This is a genomic window from Pseudomonas sp. ZT5P21 (genome assembly GCF_054897785.1).
Window position 1 is genome coordinate 2,038,462 of record NZ_CM142705.1, and the last position, 14,473, is coordinate 2,052,934.

10 protein-coding genes are annotated in these 14,473 nt (G+C 59.2%); 4 read left to right on the top strand and 6 right to left on the bottom strand.

Annotated elements, in window-relative coordinates; translation table 11 throughout:
• Nucleotides 1–123 precede the first annotated feature (123 nt).
• Genes ACYZT9_RS09345 through ACYZT9_RS09355 form a run of 3 tightly spaced genes read left to right on the top strand, consistent with a single transcriptional unit; the run spans nucleotide 124 to nucleotide 3,068 of the window.
• Entirely contained in the window at nucleotides 124–558 is a 435-nt protein-coding gene (locus ACYZT9_RS09345) for a hypothetical protein (protein WP_462009526.1), read from the top strand.
• Nucleotides 555–2,036: an ATPase domain-containing protein gene (locus tag ACYZT9_RS09350; protein WP_462009527.1), complete on the top strand. Its 1,482-nt coding sequence runs from the start codon at nucleotides 555–557 to the stop codon at nucleotides 2,034–2,036. Before ACYZT9_RS09345 ends, ACYZT9_RS09350 begins: the two co-directional genes overlap by 4 nt.
• A gap of 9 nt (nucleotides 2,037–2,045) precedes the next feature.
• Nucleotides 2,046–3,068 (top strand): sensor histidine kinase, encoded by a 1,023-nt coding sequence (locus ACYZT9_RS09355; RefSeq protein ID WP_462009528.1) that lies wholly within the window; start codon nucleotides 2,046–2,048, stop codon nucleotides 3,066–3,068.
• A gap of 114 nt (nucleotides 3,069–3,182) precedes the next feature.
• Here ACYZT9_RS09355 and ACYZT9_RS09360 read toward each other — a convergent pair whose 3' ends face one another.
• The 5 genes from ACYZT9_RS09360 to pvdM form a co-directional block, all read right to left on the bottom strand.
• Nucleotides 3,183–5,600 carry a TonB-dependent siderophore receptor gene (locus tag ACYZT9_RS09360; protein WP_462009529.1) on the bottom strand — a complete coding sequence of 806 codons (2,418 nt, stop codon included), beginning with the start codon at nucleotides 5,598–5,600 and terminating at the stop codon, nucleotides 3,183–3,185.
• 123 nt (nucleotides 5,601–5,723) lie between these two features.
• Nucleotides 5,724–7,373 (bottom strand): cyclic peptide export ABC transporter, encoded by a 1,650-nt coding sequence (locus ACYZT9_RS09365; protein ID WP_462009530.1) that lies wholly within the window; start codon nucleotides 7,371–7,373, stop codon nucleotides 5,724–5,726.
• Between the two features lie 105 nt (nucleotides 7,374–7,478).
• Nucleotides 7,479–8,384, bottom strand: coding sequence for a dihydropyoverdine dehydrogenase (pvdO, locus tag ACYZT9_RS09370; RefSeq protein ID WP_462009531.1), 906 nt, complete (start codon nucleotides 8,382–8,384; stop codon nucleotides 7,479–7,481).
• A gap of 29 nt (nucleotides 8,385–8,413) precedes the next feature.
• Nucleotides 8,414–9,694, bottom strand: coding sequence for a pyoverdine-tailoring periplasmic protein PvdN (gene pvdN / locus ACYZT9_RS09375; RefSeq protein WP_462009532.1), 1,281 nt, complete (start codon nucleotides 9,692–9,694; stop codon nucleotides 8,414–8,416).
• A gap of 29 nt (nucleotides 9,695–9,723) precedes the next feature.
• On the bottom strand, nucleotides 9,724–11,073 hold the full coding sequence (gene pvdM, locus ACYZT9_RS09380; protein ID WP_462009533.1) for a pyoverdine-tailoring dipeptidase-like protein PvdM: 1,350 nt from the start codon (nucleotides 11,071–11,073) through the stop codon (nucleotides 9,724–9,726).
• 251 nt (nucleotides 11,074–11,324) lie between these two features.
• On the opposite strand from pvdM, the gene pvdP reads away from it, so the two are divergent.
• Nucleotides 11,325–12,953 (top strand): pyoverdine maturation tyrosinase PvdP, encoded by a 1,629-nt coding sequence (gene pvdP / locus ACYZT9_RS09385; protein WP_462009534.1) that lies wholly within the window; start codon nucleotides 11,325–11,327, stop codon nucleotides 12,951–12,953.
• 120 nt (nucleotides 12,954–13,073) lie between these two features.
• Here pvdP and ACYZT9_RS09390 read toward each other — a convergent pair whose 3' ends face one another.
• A complete protein-coding gene (locus ACYZT9_RS09390; protein WP_462009535.1) occupies nucleotides 13,074–14,468 on the bottom strand; it encodes an efflux transporter outer membrane subunit in 1,395 nt (464 codons plus the stop codon).
• Between the last annotated feature and the right edge of the window lie 5 nt (nucleotides 14,469–14,473).

Below are 14,473 nucleotides of genomic sequence, written 5' to 3' on the forward strand. Positions count from 1 at the left end.
TGGTGCGCACGGAGTGCACTAATCGACCATACCCATTGTCCATGTGATGTGCGCTCCAGAAAAGACCGCTTCAACCATCCGGGCCGTGTAGACTTCACGGACACACATCGGAATCTTTGAGCCATGTCTACGGAAAGCGAAGAGGGCCGCCGGATCGTTGCGTCCCTGGCGCTCCGGGTGGATCACAACGCAGACATTCATCACGTCGCTGATGTGATCATTACGATGCTTCAAGATACAAGTGCTTCCCTCGTTCCAATCATCGGGCCGAGAGGGGTCGCTGCGCTCTATCTCCGTAGTCTTCACTTATTCACTTCGCTGCATCCACATATGGCTGACACCTACACACCTCTGGTAGTCCCGCTGGATCTGACAGATCTCAAATCCATCCTCATTCAGCAAACTCAAATCGACGCCATTTTTTTTGGCGAGGAATTGTTAAAAGCGCTTTACGAGTTGCTGGCCACGTTGATCGGTCCATCGCTGTCCACACGTTTGCTACTCGACGTGTGGGCCTACAACTCGAGCGCCCCACCTGCGCAGGAAACTTCGTCATGAGTACCAAAGTGACAATCAATCGTCTGGCTACTGGCGTACCGGGGCTGGACGAGGTGCTGGGTGGAGGTTTGCCGGAGTTTTCCTTTAATCTCATTGCCGGCCCCCCTGGCTGCGGTAAAACCACCCTGGCGCATCAAATGATGTTTGCCCTGGCGACGCCGGAGCGTCCGGCTCTGTTTTTTACTGTGTTGGGTGAACCACCGCTGAAGATGCTGCGTTACCAACAGCAATTCGATTTTTTCGACAATGACGCGATCAACAAGTCCGTTCGCTACATCAACCTGGCTGACGACACCCTTGCGGGCGATCTGGACGAGGTATTGCGCCGCATCGTCTTCGAGGTCGAGAAACATAACCCGGCCCTGGTATTCGTCGACTCGTTCCGCTCGGTCGTGCTGGCGAGCCAGACCGAGGTAAACCCAAACAACAATCTGCCCCAGTTCGTTCAGCAACTGGGCATGTTGATGACCACCTGGCAAGCAACCACCTTCCTGATCGGCGAGTACTTCAACGAAAACGATACCAACCCGATTTTTACCGTGGCGGATGGCCTGATCTGGCTGCGTCAGAGTGTCCAGCGCAATTCCATGGTTCGCAAAATGGAAATCATGAAGATGCGTGGCCAGCCTACATTGCCGGGCCTGCATACCTTCCGCATTGCCAGTTCCGGAGTTCAGGTCTTTCCGCCCGCCAGCGCAGGTCTTGAAGATGCGCTGTCGCCTTCCACAAATGAACAACCTGCACGGCTGAACATGGGCGTGCCAGGTCTTGATCAAATGCTTGGCGGGGGGCTGCCCAAGGGTTACTCGCTGCTGGTCGCTGGTCCTTCAGGGTCAGGAAAAAGTATTCTGGCGTCTACGTTCCTCGCTGAGGGTGCTCGTAACGGTGAAACCGGGGTAATCGCTGTTTTTGAGCAACGCCCGAATCGCTTGCGCAATGCTGACCTCGCGGCGTTGATTTTAGATGACAAGGTTGGACTGGTAGAGAGTCACGCGACAGACCTGTCTATTGACGAAATCGTCTACCTGCTGCTCATGGAGATCCGCCGTTTGGGAGCCACAAGAGTGGTCATCGACTCCCTTTCAGGTTTTGAGATGGCGGTGGCACCCACATTCCGCGAAGACTTTCGTGAATCGTTATCGCGGCTCGTTACAGCATTGACCGGTATTGGTGTGACTGTGCTGATGACTTCGGAACTTGAAGACCGGTACACCGACCTACGGTTCAGCCCTTACGGTACAGCGTTCTTGACCGATGCAATCATCGTTCAACGTTACATCGAAGTGGACAGCCGTCTGCTGCGCATCATGGGTGTGGTGAAGGTTCGGTCCAGTGCTCACTCGGATGAACTTCGTCTCTACCATATTGACGATAACGGTTTGCAGGTGGGGGCGATGCTCCACGGCCAGGAAGGATTGTTGGGTGGACGACCCAAAAAACGCTCTGATAACGCACGTCTCGGAGATGAAAATGATTGAGCATCGTGTATGAATGAAACCGATAGCAGGAAGGAACGTGAGATGGCAAATGCCGCTCGCGAACTCTTACTGTTGGGCAAAAAAATCGCCGAAGCTCGATCCCTCCTGATATCGCTGGAAAAAGAACTGGTCGAAGTCAATAGTGACTTGAGAGACAACCTGCAAACAGAGCGTCTGATCGAGGCCAATCAACAATTAGTGTTAGCGATGCTGGGGGCACTATCAGACCCCACACCGCCTGCAAATGCAGCATTACCCGATCCTTACCCGGAATTGCTTGAGGCAAACGAGCAGCTTGTTATCGCCGCTCTTAGCGCTCAAGACATGCAATTAAAGGCTGAAGAGGCATTGGCACGTCAGAAAGGTGTTCTCGCGAAAGTGGCCCATGAGTTGCGCAATCCGTTGACTCCGATCAGCATGATTGCAGAGCGCATGGTCAGCATGCCCAGCGTAGAACTGCCCCGGATGCGCTCGCTGATTGAGGGCCAGGTTCAGCATTTGTCCCGCATCGTTGAGGATTTGCTGGACGTGTCTCGCGTCACCAGTGGCAAGTTGAGTCTCAATCGCGCCGATCTCGACATTATCCACGTCATCAATACTGCTATTGAAGCGTGCCGCCCGATGATGGCGGCTAGAAATCTGCATTTCAGCACCCGTTTTCCCTATGAAACGCTGGTGATGAATGGTGACTCAGTGCGCCTCACGCAGGTTCTGCACAACCTTCTCAGCAATGCGGTCAAGTACACCCCAAATGAGGGTAGCGTCGAGTTATCCGTTACGTTAGACGCCGACATGTTGAAAATAAGTGTTTGCGACAACGGCATCGGCATTTCCGCACAGACACTTCCTTTCATATTCGATCCCTATGTGCGGGACGCCAACGCCGTAGGCTTCTGCGGACCAGGTTTGGGCATTGGTCTGACCGTGGTCCGTGAGCTGGTAGAAGCGCACGGCGGGAAGATTGTTGGCCGAAGCGAAGGTGAAGGTAAAGGTAGTGAATTTATTGTGACGTTCCCGTTGTCACATCCTTAGGTCACACCGGGCGCCCGTTGTGTGATCAAGGGTGGCGTCGCCGACGGCCATGATGAAAACAAAACCGGGCCGCAAAGCGGCCCGGTGGTGTTCAACATTTAACGTGCGCAGCAATCAATACTGAGCCCGCAACGTCAACGTCAAATTGCGCGGATCCCCGTAGAAGTTAGTCCCCCAGGATCCATCCACGCGGTCGTAGTACTTGCGATCGAACAGGTTGTTGCCGGTGAGTGTCGCCGACAGGTTTTCGTTGAACTTGTAACCCACCTGCGCGGTGGCGATGCCATAGCCGCTTTGTTCGAAGCGCACGTCACGCTGATACCAGGTCTTGCTGACCACTCGCACGCCGCCGCCGACGCTGAAGTCTTTGAGCGCGCCGTCGGTGAAGTCGTATTTGGTCCACAGGTTAAAGTTGTGTTTAGGCGTGATGGTGCTGAAGGTGTTGCCTTCGGTTGCGTCGTCAGATTTCACCAACTTGGTGCTGGTGAAGGCGTAGCCGGTAACGATGCTCCAGTTGTCGGTCAGGTTGCCGCTCAACTCGGTTTCCCAGCCTTGGCTGCGTGCCTTGCCTTGCGCTTCGTTGCCACCGGTATCGGCGTTGAATTCGGCGCGGTTTTCATCGTAGATGCGGAACATCGCGATACTGGCGTTCAGGCGGCCGTCATAGAACTCGCGCTTGAGGCCGATTTCGTATTGCTTGCCTTTGCGTGGGCCGATCGGTGTGTTGTCGCTGCCCAACTCGCTTTGTGGCTTGAACACACCGGTGTAGCTGGCGTAAGCCGACAATTCCGGGGTGAGCTTGGCGATGATCGCGCCATAAGGCACGACCTTGCGGTTGATGCTGGTGTGGGCTTCGCCGAAGTTGTTGAAGAAGGCGTTGGCGTTCTTGGCGTCGCTTTCGTACCAGGTCACGCGGCTGCCGCCGACCACGTCGAGCCAGTCGGTGACGTTGATCTTGGCGCGGGTATACAGGCCGTATTGATCGGACTTGGACCAGTTTCCGTTGACCCGCTCATAGTCGTTCTTGGGAATGTCGATGCTGCCCGGGTTGTAGACGTTGATCGGGAAGTACTCGCCGCCACCGTATTCGAAATCTTTATCCAGATGCTGATATTCGGCGCCCACGGTGAATTCGTGTTGGCGATCGGCGAACTCGAACGGCGTGGTCACAAAGCTGTCGACGCCGATGGTCTTGATGTGGGTGTAGTAGTCATACGCTACGGCAGAGCTGTCGCCGGTCGCCGGATCGACCGTACCGTCGGCCCAGGTGAAATTACGCTGTGGGGTTTCTGCGTCACGGTAGGTCACGGTGGTCTTGAACTGACCGCCGTTGTCCAGGCTGTGATCGAGTTCAGCGAAGGTTTCCCAGACTTTCTCGTTCAGGGTGTTCCACTTGGCATCGACGAAGGTCGAGCGCGATACGTCCAGCAACTTGCCGTCGGCGAATGCCGGCAAGCCGAACGCCGGGGTGGAGTGGTTCTGCTGGTAGGCACCGCCGACCGACAGCGTCGTGGATGGGTCGAGATCGAATTCCAGGCGGCCGTACACCATCGGGCGTTCGTTCTGGGCTGAGTCGACGAAGGATTTGTTGTTCTCGTAAGCGGTGATGAAGCGACCGCGCACGTTGCCCTGATCGTTCAACGGGCCGGTGACGTCGACCATCGAGCGGTAGTGGTCATAGGACCCTGCGCCCAGTTCGCCACCGAGGGCAAATTTGTTCAGGGCGCGCTTGCGCACCACGTTGATGGTGCCGCCGGGTTCGCCCGCGCCTTGATACAGGCCCGACGGCCCGCGAAGTACTTCGACGCGGTCGTACATCGCCAGGTCGAAGCTGGTGCCCATGTCGCCCTGGCCGGTGGGTTGCGATACGCCGTCCACCTGCACCTGGTCAACGAGGAAGCCGCGCATGTAAACGTCATTGAGGCTGGAGCCGGAGTTGTAGGACTTGATGGTGACACCGGTGACCTGGCGCATCGCGTCCTGCAGGCTGTTCATGTTCTGGTCGTCCATACGCTGGCGCGTGACCACGGACACCGACTGCGGGATGTCCTTGAGCTTGATGTTGCCCTTGCCGATGCTGACTTCATCGGAGGTGTAGGAATGCGTGCCTTCCGTGGTCGGCCCCGGTGCCACGTCTGAAATCGCGGTCGCGCCCAGTTGCAGCGCACTGGAGTTGCCGGCTACCGGGATCAGCGACACGGTGTTGCCGGTCAGTTGAAACGTAATGCCGCTCCCCAGCAGCAACGTGTTCAATGCCTGCCCCGGCTCCAGATTGCCGGACACCGCCGTGGACTTGAGGCCGTTGACCATGTCCTGGCTGTACAGAATCTGCAGGTCGGTCTGTTGACCCAGTTGCTGCAGCGCGCTGGCCAGCGACTGCGAAGGAACATTGACGTTCACCGGAGCCGCCTGGACTTCAGACGTGCCCAGCAGCAACAGGGTCAGCAACGCCCCCGGCACGACTGTTCGAAATTTCTTTTGCGGCGCGATGGCCAGTGCCAACGGCGCGCGGGACAGGGTAGGGCTTTGCATTGCTCAAATCGCTCCTGAGGTGTGCAGTTTTTTAGTTAATGATAATTATTATTAGACGCGTCACTGCGACGAAACCGGAAAACAAACCCCGGAAATTGTTGAAATCTTTTTATTCGAAGGTGCTCAGGCGGTCGCCCGCTCGGTCACCACGCGGCCCGATTCCATGCGCACCAGTTGATCGGCCATGTCGAAATAGCGATCGTCGTGGGAGATGACGATGATGGTTTTACCCAGGCGCTTCAGGTCCGGAAGTAGCTCGGTGTAGAAGATCCGGCGGAAGGTCGGATCCTGGTCTGCCGCCCATTCGTCGAACACCAGCACCGGTCGTTCTTCCAGCCAGGCATTGACCAATGCCAGGCGTTTACGCTGGCCGGTGGACAGGTCGGTGGTGGTGAAACTGCCGTCCTTGACGCTGACCTTGTGCGCGATTTCCAGGCGTTGCAGGTAGGTGTTGGCGTCTTCGGGAATGTGTTGATCGCCCTGTACCACGTCATCGAACAGGTAGTAGTCGGCGAAAATCGTGGTGAACAGTTGGCGATAGTCATCACGGTTCTGCGCATCAATGCGTTCGCCGTTGAGCAGGATGGCGCCCTGCTGCGGCGCATACAGCCCGAGCAACAACTTGATCAGCGTGGTCTTGCCGCAGCCGTTTTCGCCGACGATGAAAATGATGTCGCCCTGTTCGATGGTCAGGTTCACCGGTCCCAGACGAAATGCTTCGCAGCCCGGTGCAGCGGGGAAGGCATAACTGACATTGTCCAGTTGCAGGCTGTCGACCACGGCCGGTTTTTTGCCGGTGTCGTTCAGCAGCAGGTGCGGCTCGGGCGAAGAGAATTGGCTCGACAGTTCGGCGATCCGGCGGAAGGCAATCCGCGCGCGGCTGACCACCGGCAAGGTCCCGACCAGATGTTCGATGGGGCCTTTCATGTACAGCAACACCAGCACGAAGCCGCTCATCACCGACTTGTCGGCGCTGGGCCAGAACGATTGCAGCGCCAGTGCCAACCCGATGACCACGAAGAACAGCATCGAACCCAACGTCTTGGCGATCACGAAGGTGTTGATCGAACGCACCTGGGTGTTGCAGATGAAGTCCGCCGTGCCCTGAATGCCCGAGGTGAACATGCGCTGGCGACGCGGACGGTGAATCCGCAGTTCCTTGGCGCCGCCGGCGATGGCGTTGTAGTGCTTTTGCAATTCGTCTTCCGCATCGCGGGCAGCCATGAAGCCTTTAATGCCTTTGCCCTGCGCGTAGAACTGAATGCTGGTGCCGATGGCAATTGCCAACACCATCATCAGGAACATCGGCCACGACAACAGCGCCAGATACCCCATGCAACCGAGGGTGACGGTCAGGGAAATGGCCAGCGGCGCGAAGGCGAACGCGAAGTCGCTGATGGTGTCGACGTCATGGGTCAGCACCGGAATCAATCGGTGGCTGCGGTATCGTTCGATCTGTTCGATGGGCGCCGAAAGCACCTTTTCCCCGAGCTCTTTGCGCAGCTTCGCGATGATGTGCTGGCCGACATAGTTGGTGCCGATGTCCGAGCAGATCGAACTCGCCAGGGCCAGCAGGCAAAGGCCGCCAAACAGGGCGACCACGCCTTGGGTCAGGCCGCTTTCCGAATGCAGGGCATTGTTAATGGTCGCCAGCAGTACCGTCACGCTCAGACCGCCCACCATGCCCAGAATGATCGACAGGCTGACCACCAGCCGGAACGGTTTCAGGAGGGTGAACAATTCATGAATTGCACCGCGCGTAGGCTGGGTCATGAGGAAAGGATTCCTTGGGTCGTTGAGGCAGATACCCAATAGAACGTGTGGTCAGGCGTTTAATTTAGACGGCCACCGACTGGCGGCGGCCGCAGGAGAAAGGGCTCAGCCTTTGGACGGCAGATCGCGCACGACACGGAAACCGATCCAGTCGCCACGGGTTTGCGGGTAGATGTTGTTGCGGTTGCCGGAACGCGAGAACACCGGTGCTTCGCCCCAGTCGTTGCCGCGAATCTGCAGGGCTTCGCAGTGGGGTTCGACCCAGGCACTGCCATCGGTGGGTGCGCCCACGTAATCGCTGTGTTCGCAGTCGGCGATCCACTCGTAGACGTTGCCGTGCATGTCGTACATGCCGAAGGCGTTGGGCGGGAAGCTGCCGGCGGGGGAAGTGTAGCTGTAGCCATCCGTTGGCCCGTAGGTGTTGGCGTGGGTGGCGATGCTGTACTCGGTGCCTTCATCGAACGGGAACGGGAACGGCCCCGTTGAGCCGGCACGGGCGGCGTATTCACGCTGTGCTTCGCTGACAATGTGATAGTGCTGGCCGGTCTTGATCGACAACCACGCCACGTACGCGCTGACCTCGGCAAAGTTCATGCACACCGCTGGATGACGCGGGCTCTGCGGGTAACGCGGTTTGCTGTTGATGCACTCGCGGCCGGGGCGGGTGTCGCCGTCGGGAAGGGTGATCCCGGTTTCCTTCAGGTATTGGCCCCATTCACCGGCAGTGATCTGGTAGCGGCTCATGGCGAACGGCTTGGCGAAGGTCACTTCGTGCATCGGGCCTTCATCGGGTTCGCGACCGACTTCACCTTCCGGCGTTCCCATGGTGAAGGTGCCGGCAGGCAGGACGACCATTTCCGGGCAGTCGCGGCAATCCTTGAACACCTTGCCCGGCAGCGGCGCGGTGGACGCCTGGGCAACGGCGGGCAACGCACCGCCGAGCAATGCCAGCATTGTCAGCGCCCCCCATTGTGGGAGCGACGATCCGAGTCTGTGCAGGATGATTTTCATGAGCGTTCTCGCTAAGGGAAATCGAAAGTTCAGAGCTTGCTGGCCAACAGCGTCATGACGCGATCGATGTGCGCCTCGGTGTTGAGCAGGCCCGGGGACAAGCGAATGATCGGGCCGACATCGCGGTCGACGGCATCGCAGACCACACGCTGGTCCATCAGGAAATTGGCCACTTCGTCGCAGTCCCGGTTCTTGATCCGGAAGAAGGTGAAGCCGGCGGAATACTCGGGCGACAACGGCGTGACGAGCTCCACCGAGGGATGCTCCTGCAAGCGCTTCTTCAGGTAGCTGTTGATCTCGTGAATGCGTGCCTGAACCTCGGCCTTGCCCAGGTCCAGATGCAACTTGAACGCTTCGGTCAGCGCCCAACGGTGTTCAAACGAGTGATACCCGCCGTAGGTCATCACGGTCGAGAACGTGGTGGCTTCGGAGAAGGTCGGAATGGTCGGCGTGACGTCCTTCATCTCGTCGGAGCGCGCGCAGATGATCCCGGTGCCCCGTGGGCCAAACATCCATTTGTGGGTGCCGGCGATAAAGTAGTCGCAATGCATGTCCGGGAAGTCGAGGTTTTCCACGCCGAAACCGTGGACACCATCGACCACATAAAGGATGCGATCCTTTTCCTCGCGTTCGCGGTTTTTCTCGGCGACCAGTTTGCCGATCTCGCCGATCGGCAACTTAACCCCGCTGCCGGAGTGCACCCAGGTCATGCCGAGCACGCGGGTTTCGGGGCGAATGTTACGGACAATCGAGGCCAGTATTTCATCGGTCGAAACCTTGTGCGGGTCTTCGAACAATTTGATTTTGCGAACCTGGGTGCCGTCCTTCTGCGTGCGGAATTCCAACACGCTATTGGCGGCGTAGTGCTCATGTTCGCTGGTGAGGATTTCCTGATCCGAACGCACATGGATGCCGGCGTAAATCATCGCCAGGCCTTCGGTGGTGCTGCCGGTCAGGGCGATCTGCGACGGTTTGGCTTTCAGGTAGCGCCCGGCCCACACGCGGACTTCTTCTTCCCTGCGTTCGGTTTCACCGCGATGCCAGTCCATGGCCAGGCCAGGATTGCGGTCGAGATTGGCGCGGTGCATCTCGATGGCCTCGCGCACGGGACGCGGGTGCGAGGTCACCAGAAAATTGGCGAAGTGCAGGTAGTCGGGATCCTGATTGAATAGTTGGCGAAACTGCGCCCATTTGTCTCTGGGCAATGGCGCCGGCATGGCGGCCAGCGCAGGGAGGTTGACGGCAGAGCCCAGGGGAATACCGGCCGCGATAACGCCAGCCCGCTTGAGGAAAGTACGACGGTTGGTCATGGATTCGGTTCGCTTGGCAAAAGTGGACATCAGTGATTAACGACAGGATTGGAGGACTTCTGTACCTGGTCCCAGACGCGCAGGAAGTTGCCACCCCAGAGCTTGGCAATGTCGGCCTCGTTGTAGCCGCGACTGATCAGTTCGGCGGTCACGTTGCGGGCTTCGCTGACGTCTTTCCAGCCATTCAGGCCGCCACCGTCGTTGAAGTCGGAGCTGATGCCGACGTGATCGATGCCGATTTTTTTTACCGCATAGTCGATGGCGTCGCCGTAATCCTTGAGTGTGGCCTTCGGTTCTTCATCGAGGATGCCGTAGAGCTGACTGGCGTATTCACCGAACCGTTGTTCCGACCATATGGTGATCACCGGGTCGCCTGGCATCAGCGCCATCTCCAGACCTTGCAGCGGTTGCAGGTCGAAGCGCGCGCGCAGGGCGTTGAGTTTGTCCTGGGTGGCCTGACTCAGCGGCTTGATGTAGGTCGGGAAACCAACGATCTGTACCACGCCGCCACTGTGCTGGATCAACTGCATTTCGCCATCGCTGAGGTTGCGCGGGATGTCCACCAACGCACGTGGTGCCGAATGCGAGGCGACCATCGGCGCGCGGCTCAACTGGCTGACTTGTTCCAGGGCTTTGGTCGACATTTGCGACACGTCAATGATGACCCCGAGGTCGTTCAAGCGATGCACCGCTTGCTTGCCCAGCTCCGACAGGCCGCCCAGCGCATCACGGGAATCATTGAAAAACGGCAGCGGCCGGGACGAGTCGGCCCAGGCATTGTTACCCACGTAACTGAAGCCGAACATGCGCATCCCGCGAGCGGCCCATTTGTCCAGGGCGTTGACATCGTTACCCAGCGGGTAGGCGTTGAGCATGCTGATGAACACAGCGAACTTGCCCTCGCCGTGCAGGCGCCGGAAGTCGTCCGGGGTGTAGGCAATGGCGACCTGATTGGGGAAATCGCGCACCAGGGTGCTGATGATTTTGTAGCGGGTTTCCTGCTCGTGACGGGCTTCGTCGATGAACCCGGCCGTCGGGCGGTGCGGGGCGTTGTCACCGTTCCAGATTTCGGGCCAGCCAAAAATGGTCAGCGCCGCGCCGGACAGGCGTCCGCGCGCAGCCTTGACCAGGTCGAACTGGCCACTGCCGTCCTTGTCGGCCTCGTTTTCGGCGGTGCCGAAATCCATCGGCACGGTGATGTGACTGTCGAACGACAGGATGCGATCTTGCAGTTCATCCGCCTGCTTCATCACCGCGACCGGGTAGCCGGGGTTGTCGTTGAGCCAATAATCCCAGGCCGCAAAACCTGCCGCGCCGGCGATGGCCAGCGCCAGGGGCAGGCCGATGAAAAGAGCCTTTTTCGAACGAGGTTTTGTCATTGCCATCTCAGTCAGGTTCGCCGTCGAGGTGCAGGCGCGGGGGCCTTTGCTATCTGGGGAGAACGAGTGGCCGAGTGGGAAATTTAGGGGGGCTGAGGGCCTCTTCGCGAGCAAGCCCGCTCCCACATTTGATTTGCGTACACCTCGGTCCACTGTGGGAGCGGGCTTGCTCGCGAAGCTTCTAAATTTATCGGGGCAGCAAACGTTCTAGCTTGGATAAAGCCTGCTCCATGGCTGACACAGGTAGGGCAATGACGATTTCTCGACGATGGTTCCTGGCGGGTCTGGCGCTGACCGGCGCCGCCGTGCCTGCGGCGTATTACGGGCATCGCGAACTGACAAAACCGGACCCTACGATTACCCCCGGCGAAGCGTCATTCGACGTCGCGGATGTGGCGGGGCAGCGTCTGGCCAATACGCTGCAGGGTGTCTGGGACATTCGTTTCGAAGGCCGTGACGCCGGGCTCGACGGCTTGCCCAGCGAGGGCCTGCAGGTGTTGCTCGATGTCGGTCACAAGGGGCGTGGGCTCAACGGCTTTCTGGATACTTTCGATGCGCTACGCGGCGAACCGACGCCGCGCTATCGCGTCCTCGGCGATCTGACCGTCAGCAGTACCAACGAACTGAGCTGGCGCCTGATCGATACCCGATCCGCGACCGGCACGCCGGATTACGAATTCACCTTCAAACTGGACGAGGTCTGGGCCGCCTTCGGCAATGCCGGCAGCGGCACCTTGAGTGGTCGCGTGCTGCGGCTGGATCGTCCGCTGGCCTTGACCGCTCAGGACAATCGTTTCGTCGCGGTCAAACAAGTGTTCCCTGAAGCGCGCGAGCGCACGGGCCTGGGGCCGGCGTTGTTGGCGTGGCTGATTTCCCCCGAGCATCGCTTGTTCCATCAACTCTGGCACGCTTCGCGAGACAAATGGCACACCTTGTCCGACGACAAACGCAACGCCTTGCGCGGGATCGGCTGGCAGCCGGGGCTGCGGGACAAGGAGCGCGATGCACGCGGGCCGCGCAAGGACCGCAACGGCTCGGGCATCGATTTTTTCTTCATGCACCGGCATATGCTCGGCACCGCACGCTCCTTACAAGACCTGCCTTCCTGGCAACAATTTCCGTTGCCGCAGCCAGAGCTGGTCCGCGATCGCCAAGGCTTTGCCCGTTACTTCGACAACCACGACGGCACCGCACTGCCACCCGCGTGGCGCGCTGATGACGATGACGAGTACTCGCAGTGGGTCGCCGATCTCAAGACCGCCGAGACCTATCACAGCAATTTTCAGGTCTGGGAATCGCGATACCGTGACCCGCGTTACTTGTCGAAAATGACCCTGGGACAGTTCGGTTCCGAAGTCGAACTGGGCCTGCATGACTGGTTGCACATGCGCTGGGCGTCAGTACCCCGCGACCCGTCTAACGGTCAGCCCGTGCCGTTTGCACGCGATACGGCGGACTTTTCCGCCCGCTGGTTCGCGGCGGTAAACGACTTCCTCGGTGACCCGTTCTCCTCCCATGTGAACCCGGTGTTCTGGCATTTCCACGGCTGGATCGACGACCGTCTTGAAGATTGGTTCCGCGCGCACGAGCGCTTTCATCCGGGGGAGGTCAGTCGGCTGGAGGTCAATGGCGTGCCGTGGTTCGCGCCCGGTCGCTGGGTCGAGATCGATGACCCATGGCTTGGACCGAGTACCCATGGCTGCAACACCACACCGGGTTTGCAGGTGGGCAAGTCGGTGGAAATGGACCCGGAAACCATGAAGCTGGCGTTGCGGATTACCTTTGGTGAAGACGAGAAGAAGTTGGCGGATCTGTTCCGCAAGGTGCCGCAACGGCCTTGGTATGCGCGGAATCTGAAGGCCAGGCCGATTATCAGTTAATAGAGATACCGCGTTATCGTTCAATCGCGAGCAAGCCCGCTCCCACAATGGACCTGTGTACGCAGGACTAATGTGGGAGCGGGCTTGCCCGCGAAGGCGGCCTTGACAGACACCAACAATCTATAAAACCTGCCACCCACCCCCAAGCGCCTTGTACAACGCAATACTCGCCTGCAACCTCGACAGCCGCAGCTGCACATTCAGATCCTGCGCGGCATACAGCGTGCGCTGCGTCTCCAGTACCGTCAGCAAATCCTCGGCCCCGGCCTGATAGCGGCTTTGCGCAATGTCGAAAGCCGTTTGCGCCTGGCTCAACTCTTCATTTTGCCACCGGCGTTGGGCGTCCAGTCCGCGAATGCCGGTGAGGGCTTTTTCCACGTCGGCGAATCCGTTGATGATCGCGCCACGGTAGGTTTCCAGCAGCTCTTCCTGGCGCGCCGTGGCTTTGTCACGTTCTGCGCTCAGACGTCCGTTGTTGAAGATCGGCGCGACCAATCCGGCGGTGAGGTTGTAGAACGGGCTGCGCAGCACATCGTTGAACGTGTCGGCGCCAGAGCCGATCTGGGCGCTCAATGTCACGGTGGGCAGCATTTTCGCCCGGGCAACGGTCACGTCGGCGCGTGCGGCTGCCAGCTGCGCTTCGGCGCGAGCGATGTCCGGGCGCCGGTTGAGCAAATCGCTTGGAACGCCTGCACCGATGACCGGCCAGCTGAGTTGGTCGAAGTCTTGATCGTCAAGCTTCAATTGTTGAACGGGACGGCCGAGGAGGGCGGCGAGGGTGATCCGCGCTTCTTCGCCTTGTTGCTGCACCAGCGGCAACTGTCGTTGTTGCGCGGCCACCAGGCTCTTTTGTTGGGCCAGCTCCAGGGCGGTGGCCGAGCCGGCGTCGAAGCGGGTTTGTACCAGGTTCAAAACCTTTTGCGCATTCGCCAGATTGAGCTGCGCGATACGGTGCTGCTCTTGCAGCGACAAGGCTTGCGCATAGGTGCTGGCAACCGCGCTGAGCAGCGTCAACTCAACCGTGTCACGCTCGAATTCACTGGCATGCAGGCCGAATTTCGCACTGTCGCGAGTGGCGCGCTGGCCGCCCCAGAAATCGATTTCATAACTGGCACTGAGGCTGGCGTCGAAGGAATCCACCGCCTTGTCGCTGCTGTCGGCGTCCAGTTGACTGTAGCCGTTGCCGCGCATCAGCTTCTGGCGATTGGCGTTCACCGCTGACTTCACTTCCGGCAGCCGCGAACCGCTGGCAATCACGGTCGTCGCCCGGGCCTGACGAACTCGCGCCAGTGCCGCCGCCAGGTCATAGCTACCGACGCGGGCCTGTTCAATCAGTTGATCGAGCTGCGGGCTGCCAAAGTGCGTCCACCACTGGGCATTGCGCAACGGGGCGTTTTCCCTGTGCGCCGATTGCCAGGTGGGCGGCGGTTGCAAGCCGCTGTCCGGACGCGGATCGGGACTGGCGCACGCACTGAGCAACACGCAGAGGGTCAACAGGCTGAGTGGCGCTTTCATAGATC